The following is a 2,186-nucleotide window of genomic DNA, read 5'->3' as shown; positions in this document are numbered from 1 at the left end:
TTCGGCTGCGCGTCGTCAAACGCCGGTCACTGGGTTACACCGGCAGCACCGCCATCCCGATCGACACGCTGCGCGGGCACATTCCGCAAGACCTGGCTGCCGACATCGCGGGCCTGCTGGCCGGCGGCGCCACCTATGCGGGCAGGCCCGTCGGGGCGGGTGACATCGCGGTGATCGTCGAGCGCCACGACGACGCGCGTGCGTGCCGGGATGCGCTGGCCGAAGCGGGGGTGCCGGCCGTCTACACCGGCGACACCGATGTCTTCACGTCCCGGGCCGCCGGGGACTGGCTGTGCCTGCTGGAGGCCTTCGACGCGCCGCAGCGCAGCGGGCTGGTCCGCGCCGCCGCCTGCACCATGTTCTTCGGCGCAACCGCCGAAATCCTTGCCGCCGAAGGGGACAAGCTCACCGATCGGGTGGCCGGCACGCTGCGCGAATGGGCCGACCATGCCCGCCGGCGCGGGGTGGCGGCGGTGTTGGAGGCGGCCCAGCTGGCCGGCATGGGCCGTCGCGTGCTGCGCGAACGCGGCGGTGAACGGCACATGACCGATCTGGCGCACATCGCGCAGTTGCTGCACGAAACGGCGCACCGGAACGGCCTGGGCCTACCGGCGCTGCGGGACTGGCTGCGCCGTCAATGCGACGCTCGCCGGGGCGTCACCGAACGCAACCGCCGCCTCGACAGCGACGCCGCGGCCGTGCAGATCATGACGGTGTTCGTGGCCAAGGGGCTGCAGTTCCCGATCGTGTATCTGCCCTTCACGTTCAACCGCTACGTCGGTAACGGCGACATCCTGCGCTATCACGACGACGCCGACACCCGCTGCCTGTACGTCGGTGGCAAGAGCCGCGGCCCGCACCGCCACGCCGTCGAGGAGTTGCACCGCGCCGAGGAGGCGCGCGACACCATCCGGCTCACCTACGTCGCGCTGACCCGGGCGTGCTCGCAGGTGGTGGCGTGGTGGGCGCCGAGCCGCGACGAGGTCAACGGCGGGCTCTCGCGGCTGCTTCGCGGCCGTGCCGCGGGCGAGGCGACCGTACCCGACCAGTGCGCACCGCGGGTCGACGACGAGGACGCCTGGGCGGTCTTCAAGCGGTGGGAGGCCGCGGGGGGCCCGTCGGTCGAGCAGTCCGTGATCGTCCCCGCTGCGGCGGCCCGAAAGCCCGGCGCTGCAGGCGACTTGGCGGTTCGGCACTTTCACCGCACCATCGACACCGGGTGGCGACGCACGTCGTACTCGGGGCTGGTGCATGCGGCGCAGGCCTACGGCGCGGCAAGCGAACCCGAGGTCGGCGCGCGCGACGACGAAGTGGAGGCGGTCGTCTCGACCGAACCCGGCACCGTCGGTTCCGCGGACCTCCCCTCGCCGCTGGCGGCGATGCCGGGCGGTCCGGCGTTCGGCTCGCTGGTGCACGCGGCGCTGGAGACGGCCGATCCGTCGGCCCCCGACCTGGCCGCCGAGTTGACCGAGCAGGTACGGCGGCAGGCGCCATGGTGGCCCGTCGACGCCGATGCCGCCGAGCTGGGTGCCGCGCTGGTGGCGATGCACGACACCCCGCTGGGACCGCTGGCCCCGGGCGCGACGTTGCGACACATCGGTGTCCGGGACCGCCTGCGCGAGCTGGACTTCGAGATCCCGCTGGCCGGGGGCGACCTGCGTGGCGCCGTACCCGAGGTGTGCCTGAGTGACGTGGGTGAGCTACTGGGCGCGCACCTGGATGCCGCCGACCCGCTGGCGCCGTATGCCGAGCGACTGATGTCGCCGGGGTGGGGGGCGCAGCCGCTGCGCGGGTACCTGGCGGGCTCGATCGACGTGGTGCTGCGGCTGCCCGGGCGCGGCTACCTGGTGGTCGACTACAAGACCAACAAGCTGGGCGACACCGCCGCCGACTACAGCTTCGCGCGGTTGGCCGAGGCGATGCTGCATTCGGACTACCCGCTGCAGGCGCTGCTGTATGTCGTGGTAGCGCACCGCTTTCTGCGGTGGCGCGTGTCCGGCTACGACCCGCAGACCCACCTGGGCGGGGTGCTGTACCTGTTCGTGCGGGGTATGTGCGGGGTGGGCACCCCGGTAGTCGACGGGCACCCGTGCGGCGTCTTCAGCTGGCGCGCGCCCGCCGCGCTGGTGGTGGCGCTGTCGGATCTGCTCGACCAGGGGAGGCGGGGGTCGTGACGCTCCCCGAGG

Annotated in this window: 1 protein-coding gene; it reads left to right on the top strand. The window is 72.9% G+C overall.

All coding sequences use genetic code 11. From position 1 onward, the window contains the following. Positions 1-2,174, top strand: a 2,174-nt coding sequence (locus AC2VOK_RS11310) for a 3'-5' exonuclease (protein WP_428900552.1), incomplete at its 5' end; no start/stop codon positions are given. Between the last annotated feature and the right edge of the window lie 12 nt (positions 2,175-2,186).

The organism is Mycobacterium sp. TH-M116 (genome assembly GCF_057473685.1).
Note: the sequence above shows the minus strand (reverse complement) of the source record. Positions and strands in the feature narration are given on the sequence as shown.